6 protein-coding genes and 1 tRNA gene are annotated in these 6364 nt (G+C 67.0%); 1 reads left to right on the top strand and 6 read right to left on the bottom strand.

From position 1 onward, the window contains the following. From J7J08_RS02870 to J7J08_RS02850, 5 genes are all read right to left on the bottom strand, one after another. The coding region (locus tag J7J08_RS02870; protein WP_214901292.1) for an FMN-binding glutamate synthase family protein at positions 1 to 1588 on the bottom strand (1588 nt) is incomplete at its 3' end. A 31-nt stretch (positions 1589 to 1619) separates the two neighbouring features. After that, entirely contained in the window at positions 1620 to 2903 is a 1284-nt protein-coding gene (locus tag J7J08_RS02865) for a nucleotide sugar dehydrogenase (RefSeq protein ID WP_214901290.1), read from the bottom strand. Positions 2904 to 3188: 285 nt separating this feature from the next. Next, positions 3189 to 3644: a BLUF domain-containing protein gene (locus tag J7J08_RS02860; RefSeq protein ID WP_214901288.1), complete on the bottom strand. Its 456-nt coding sequence runs from the start codon at positions 3642 to 3644 to the stop codon at positions 3189 to 3191. Positions 3645 to 3686: 42 nt separating this feature from the next. Beyond that, a complete protein-coding gene (locus J7J08_RS02855) occupies positions 3687 to 3989 on the bottom strand; it encodes a hypothetical protein (RefSeq protein ID WP_214901286.1) in 303 nt (100 codons plus the stop codon). An 85-nt stretch (positions 3990 to 4074) separates the two neighbouring features. Then, positions 4075 to 4767 carry a glutathione S-transferase family protein gene (locus J7J08_RS02850; protein ID WP_214901284.1) on the bottom strand — a complete coding sequence of 231 codons (693 nt, stop codon included), beginning with the start codon at positions 4765 to 4767 and terminating at the stop codon, positions 4075 to 4077. Between the two features lie 75 nt (positions 4768 to 4842). Between J7J08_RS02850 and J7J08_RS02845 the strand changes: the two genes are divergently transcribed. Next, a tRNA-Leu gene (locus tag J7J08_RS02845) sits at positions 4843 to 4929 on the top strand. Between the two features lie 24 nt (positions 4930 to 4953). Here J7J08_RS02845 and hemN read toward each other — a convergent pair. Continuing rightward, the gene (gene hemN, locus J7J08_RS02840; protein ID WP_214901282.1) at positions 4954 to 6363 is read right to left on the bottom strand and encodes an oxygen-independent coproporphyrinogen III oxidase; all 1410 of its coding nucleotides are present in this window, start codon (positions 6361 to 6363) and stop codon (positions 4954 to 4956) included. Position 6364 lies beyond the last annotated feature (1 nt).

The following is a 6364-nucleotide window of genomic DNA, read 5'->3' as shown; positions in this document are numbered from 1 at the left end:
GCGCCGGCGGCTGGAACGAATCGCTGCGCGCGTCTGCCCAGAAATCGTGGAAGACCGCATGGTCCGGGACCCGGCGCAGCAGTTCGCCCGGGGTGAGGTAACGGTACAGCGAGGCCAGTGAGCGGATTTCCACCGGCGACACGCGGCGCACGATGTGTTCCGGGCCCAGCTCGGCGGGGTGCTGCAGGCCGGCCGCGCACAGCAGGTCGCGCAGCGCGCGCAGGGTGTTCTCGTGGTAGTTGTGCACGCGCGTGGCCTTGTCGGCCGGATCCAGGTGCCGCCAGCGGTTCGGGTTCTGCGTGGCGATGCCGGTGGGGCAGCGATCGCTGTGGCAGCTCAGCGACTGGATGCAGCCCAGCGCGAACATGAAACCCCGACCTGCATTGCACCAGTCCGCGCCGAGCGCGATGGTGCGCGCGATCTCGAACGCACTGCTGACCTTCCCCGCCGCGCCGACCCGGATGCGGTCACGCAGGTCCAGCCCAACCAGCGTGTTGTGCACCAGCAGCAGCGCTTCATGCATCGGCACGCCGACATGGTCGATGAACTCGGCCGGCGCCGCGCCGGTGCCCCCTTCGGCACCGTCGACCACGATGAAATCAGGCAGCAGCGCGGTTTCCTGCATCGCCTTGGCGATGCCGAACCACTCCCACGGGTGCCCGATGGCCAGCTTGAAGCCTACCGGCTTGCCACCGGACAGCTCGCGCAGGCGCGCCACGAACTGCAGCAGTTCCACCGGCGTGTTGAACGCAGAATGCTTCGACGGCGAGACGCAGTCCACGCCCATCGGCACGCCGCGGGTGGCAGAGATCTCGGCGCTGACCTTGGCGGCCGGCAGCACTCCGCCGTGGCCGGGCTTGGCGCCCTGCGACAGCTTGATCTCGATCATCTTCACCTGGTCGGTATTGGCATTGGCCACGAAACGTTCTTCGCTGAAACCGCCGTGCTCATCGCGGCAGCCGAAGTACCCCGAGCCGATTTCCCAGACCAGGTCGCCGCCCATCTCGCGGTGGTATGGCGAGATCGAGCCTTCGCCGGTGTCATGGTAGAACCCGCCACGGCGCGCGCCTTCGTTGAGCGCACGGATCGCATTGGCCGACAAGGAGCCGAAACTCATGGCCGAGATGTTGAACACGCTGGCCGAATACGGCTTGGCACAGTTGGGCCCGATCAGCACGCGGAAGTCGTGGTCGGCCACTTCGGTCGGCGCCAGCGAATGATTGATCCATTCGTAGTCCACCGCGTAGGTGCTGCGCAGCGTGCCAAACGGCACCACGTCCATTTCGTTCTTGGAACGCTGGTAGATCAGCGCACGCTGCTGGCGCGAGAACGGCACATCTTCAAGATCGCTCTGCACGAAGTACTGGCGGATTTCCGGGCCGATCGATTCCAGCCCGTATCGGAAATGCGCCATCACCGGGTAGTTGCGACGCAGCGTGCTGCGCTTCTGCAGCAGGTCCCAGGTCCCCAGGATGGCCATCGCCGCACTGATGCCCACGCCCCAGTACCAGGCGGGCCAGTACCCGGCCAGCCACAGCGAGACCGGGAACAACAGGATGGCGAGCACGTAGACCAGGTAACGATGCATGGCTTTCCTCGATCAACAACCGTGTTCGAGTCTACAGCCGGTCGTCGACGACGTCCCGTGGCCAGACCGACTTCACGTCGTAGACGACCCCATCGGGCACCAGCAGCGCACGGATCCGTGCCGCGTCCAAGCTGCGGAAGCGCTCGTGCGCGACCGCCAGCACGACCGCGTCGTAGCCCTGCGGATCGGGCTGTTCCACCCACTGCACGCCACTGCCTTCCAGCGTGGCCGGGCCGACCCAGGGGTCCTGCACGTGCACCTGCGCACCGCTGGCCTGCAGGGCCTGGGCCAGTTCCAGCGCACGGCTGTTGCGCAGGTCCGGGCAGTTTTCCTTGAAGGTCACCCCCAGCACCAGCACGCGCGCGCCCTGCCCCGTCTTGCCGCGGCCGGCAAGCAGCGCCAGCACGCGTTGCGCCACGTGCGCGCCGACGCGGTTGTTGACCTGGCGCGCGGTGTGGATCAGGTCGGGGTGGTAGCCCACGCTTTCGGATTTGTGCAGCAGGTAATAGGGATCCACGCCGATACAGTGTCCACCGACCAGGCCCGGCCGGAACGGCAGGAAGTTCCACTTGCTGCCAGCGGCATCCAGTACATCCTGGGTGTCGATGCCAAGCCGGTCGAAGATCAGCGCCAGTTCGTTGACCAGCGCGATGTTGACGTCACGCTGGATGTTCTCGATCACCTTGGCCGCTTCGGCCACGCGGATCGACGGTGCCGGCCAGGTGCCGGCGGTGATGATGCGCGCATACAGGGCATCCACCCATGCGGCAACCTCCGGGGTGGAGCCGGAGGTGATCTTGCGGATGTCGGGCAGGCGCCGCTGGCGATCACCCGGGTTGATCCGCTCCGGGCTGTAACCGCAGTGGAAATCCTGGTTGAAACGCAGCCCCGACCCGGCTTCCAGCAGTGGCACGCAGACTTCTTCGGTGGTGCCGGGGTAAACCGTGGATTCGTAGATCACCAGGTCGCCGGGCTTGAGCACGCTGCCGATCAGGATGCTGGCATTGCGCAGCGGACCGAGGTCCGGCTGTTCGTGCGCATCGATCGGGGTGGGCACGGTCACGATGTAGACGGTGCACGCCGCAAGGTCGGCCGGGTCGACGCTGTAGCGCGCGTGCACCGCAGCGGCAAGTTCGTCCGGCGACATTTCCAGCGTGTGATCGCGTCCCTGCTGCAGTTCGGCCACGCGCGCGCGGTCGATGTCATAACCCAGCGTGGGTTGGTGCGCGCCGAAGGCCACCGTCAACGGCAAGCCTACATACCCCAGCCCGATCACGCCGATGCGCGCCTGTGCGGCGCGGTCCGCCGCCGTCATCCGGCCAGCCTCGCAGGCGCGCGCAGGCGCGACAACAGGAACGCAGGGGGACGATCGATCATGCGGGACACCACCAGGGAACAGTTGCGACAGCCTAACGCGGCAGGCGCTGCGCCACAAAGAACAAAGCCGCCGCCCGCGGAGAGTACGGACGACGGCCAACAAGTGGTCCAGCTGCGGTTACTTCCCTTTCAGACAACCCCGGGGGCGTACCCCGGACCGGTCACAGCTGGTAGACGCATGGTAAGGACCGACCTGTGATCTTTGTGTTACGAACCACGACGATCATGACCCCAGCGTCACCGCCGCCGGTTCGAGTTCGCCGGACACGCCGGTCCACACCTCGAGCAGGCGCGCGAAACCGATCCGGCGCTGGCCATCCACCGGCGCGGCCGCGGAGAACCCGGCCCAGTCCACGTCCACGATGGCATCCATCACTTCCGCTTCGATCCGGGCCGAGGCCATCGTCCAGCGCGGGAAGTGACGCGTGGCGACCTCGCCGCGCGCCAGCTCGCGCATGTGCTGGTGGCTGCGCGCGTTGATCACACGCTGCTCGACCGGGGCCACGCCATCGTCGGGTCCCTCGATGTACTGCAGGAAGCGCCGGCCGTCGAACATCAATACACCCGTGACACCTGCCACCCGGTTGAAGCTCGACGCTTCAACGAGGATGCGGTCGATGTCGGCGCCCTCGATGCCCTCGACGGCTTCGCTCACATAGGCGAATGCCCGCAACGCCATATGCACCCCCCGGTGAAGTCCACATGACTATGCCATGAAGACTCAGGGCGATTCCACCATGTAGCCGGCCAAGCGCAGGCGCTCGAGGTAGCCGCCCGGTTCGACCAGGGAATGGACGGACACCGTCGCGAAGGTTACCGGGTGCCTGGCCAGTGACTCCCGCGCCGCCCCCATCCACTGGTCGGCAAAGCGGGTGTCCAGCATGCCCGGCCCTGGCTGCGCGCCGGACACCACCACCGGAGCGAGGTCGATTACCTCGGGCGCCGCCTGCTGGGCCCAGCCCTCGGGCACGCCCGCGCAGGCCAGCCACACCAGCATCGCGCCTGCCGCTGCCATCTTCGCCATGCCTGTCCACCTTCCTGTGCGCCTGCCGCGCAGCGTATGGCGCGCATTGCAGCGGCGTAAACCATGCCTCAAGTACCGGTGCCGATCAGCCCGGATCCGGCGCCTGCCGGTACGGTTCTTCAAACGGCCGGAAATCGTGCTCGTCCAGCGCCGCCGCGATCCACGCCTGCACACCCGGCAATGCCCGCACCTGCTGCATGTAGGTGGCCACGCGTGGCGACACCGTCACGGCATAGGTGTGCAGGCGCATGACCACCGGCGCGAAGAACGCATCGGCGATGCTGAATCGGTCGAACAGCAACGGACCCTCATGCCGTGCCAGCAACCGCTCCCAGAGCGCTTGAAGACGCTGCAGGTCGGCCACCACGTCCGGCTGACCGCGAAGTACGCGCGCCCCGACCTCGGGAAGCTGCGCTTCGATGTTCATCGGGAAGTGCGAGCGCAACGCGCCGAATCCGCTATGCATGGCGGCGGTCGCGCTACGGGCCAGTGCGCGTTCGCTGCGATCCTGCGGCCACAGCGCCCGTTCCGGAAAACGTTCGGCCAGGTATTCGGCGATGGCCAGCGAATCCCATACGACCAGCTCGCCATCGACCAGCACAGGCACGGTGCCCGAGGGCGACAACGCCTCCGCACTGCACTTGAACTGCGAGTCCGGGCCGAAGCTGTCAAAGCGCAGCACGACCTCGTCGAAGGGAATGCCGGCTTGGGTCATCAGCACCCACGGGCGCATCGACCACGAGGAGTAGTTCTTGTTGCCGATGTGCAGTTTCAGCATGTGCAAATGGGCCTGGAGCAGGAAAGCCTGATGCTAGCGCCCCGCTGGATTCCGCTACAATCCCTCCGCAGCGCCGCCCGGATGGCGAAACTGGTAGACGCATCGGACTTAAAATCCGCCGGGGGCAACCCCATGCCGGTTCGATTCCGGCTCCGGGCACCACATCCATCCCGCGACGCGAACGCGTCAGATCGCCCGCGAGTAGCGCACCGGCTGTTCGGGCTGGGCCAGGTAACGGTCGAAGCACATCGCCAGCAGGCGCAGCAGCGGACGCCCGCGCGCGGTGGCACGTACGACGCCGTCGTGATACTCGGCCAGGCCGTCGGCCTCCAGCGCCGCCAGGGCGGACAGCGCTTCGGCAAAGTACTGGTCGAAATCGACAGCATGGCGCGCGCCCAACGCGCGGCCATCCACCTCGCCCTGGCACATCAGCTGGTTGATCAGCTCGGCGCGCAGCGCATCGTCCGCATCCAGGGTCAGCCCCCGCCACACCGGCAGGCGCCCGGCATCCACCGCCGTTTCCCAGCCCGGCAAGTCGCGGGGGTTCTGGCTGTAACTGCTGCCGATGCGACTGATCGCGCTGGCGCCCAGCCCGACCAGGTCGGTCTGCGCGTGGGTGGTGTAGCCCATGAAGTTGCGGTGCAACTGGCCGGCGCGCTGGGCGCGGGAGAGATTCTCTTCCGGCAACGCGAAATGGTCCATGCCGATGTACTGGTAACCGGCCAGCGACAGCCGACGCACCGCCAGGCCCAGCAAGGCCAGCTTCTGTTCCGGGCTGGGCAGTGCGGCATCGCGGATCTGCCGCTGCGCCTTGAACAGGTTCGGCAGGTGCGCATACCCGTAGATCGCCAACCGGTCGGGGCGCTCGCGCAGCACGGTGTCCAAGGTCCGCGCGAAGCCCTCCAGCGTCTGGTGCGGCAGGCCATAGATCAGGTCGACGTTGACCGAGCGCAGGCCGTGCTCGCGGCAGGCACGCAGCACCTCCAGCGTGGCGTCCACGCCCTGCTCGCGGTTGATCGCGCGCTGCACCACCGGATCGAAATCCTGGATGCCCAGGCTGGCCCGGTTGAAGCCCAGCGTGCCCAGCACGGCGATGTCGTCGCGGGTGACGAAGCGCGGATCGAGTTCGATCGAGAAATCGCGACTGGCCGTGGTGCTGAATGAAAAACGCTGGCGCAGGCCATGGATCAGCTCGCGCATCTGCGGGGCGGCCAGGAAGTTCGGTGTACCACCGCCGAGGTGCAGCTGGACCACGTCGCGCGAGGCATCGAACAGCGGTGCGATCAGATCGGCTTCGCTGAGCACGCGCGCGACATACGCCACGCCCTTGCCGTGGTCGCGGGTAATCACCCGGTTGCACCCACAGTAGAAGCATGGACTGCTGCAGTACGGCACATGCACGTACAACGACAACGGCAGCGCCTGGCCATTGCTGGCCGCAATGGCGGCACGCAGTCCTTGCTCGCCAAAGCCGTCGTGGAAATGCGGCGCGGTCGGATAGGAGGTATAGCGCGGGCCGGGCCGGTCGTGACGGCGCAGCAGGTCCGGATCGAAGTGCCAGGCGAGCCCGGCGGTGGCAGGCGAAAGGGTGTCCATG

Origin of the sequence: Stenotrophomonas sp. ISL-67 (assembly GCF_018612915.1) — a bacterium.
Classification (GTDB): Bacteria; Pseudomonadota; Gammaproteobacteria; order Xanthomonadales; family Xanthomonadaceae; genus Stenotrophomonas.
This window is presented reverse-complemented; position numbering and strand designations above follow the sequence as displayed.

What these genes read in the sequence shown, in the direction of transcription:
- J7J08_RS02865 (WP_214901290.1), bottom strand. Translation starts at nt 2,903, where the DNA reads ATGACGGCGGCGGACCGCGCCGCACAGGCGCGCATCGGCGTGATCGGG.
- J7J08_RS02860 (WP_214901288.1), bottom strand. Translation starts at nt 3,644, where the DNA reads ATGGCGTTGCGGGCATTCGCCTATGTGAGCGAAGCCGTCGAGGGCATC.
- J7J08_RS02855 (WP_214901286.1), bottom strand. Translation starts at nt 3,989, where the DNA reads ATGGCGAAGATGGCAGCGGCAGGCGCGATGCTGGTGTGGCTGGCCTGC.
- J7J08_RS02850 (WP_214901284.1), bottom strand. Translation starts at nt 4,767, where the DNA reads ATGCTGAAACTGCACATCGGCAACAAGAACTACTCCTCGTGGTCGATG.
- hemN (WP_214901282.1), bottom strand. Translation starts at nt 6,363, where the DNA reads ATGGACACCCTTTCGCCTGCCACCGCCGGGCTCGCCTGGCACTTCGAT.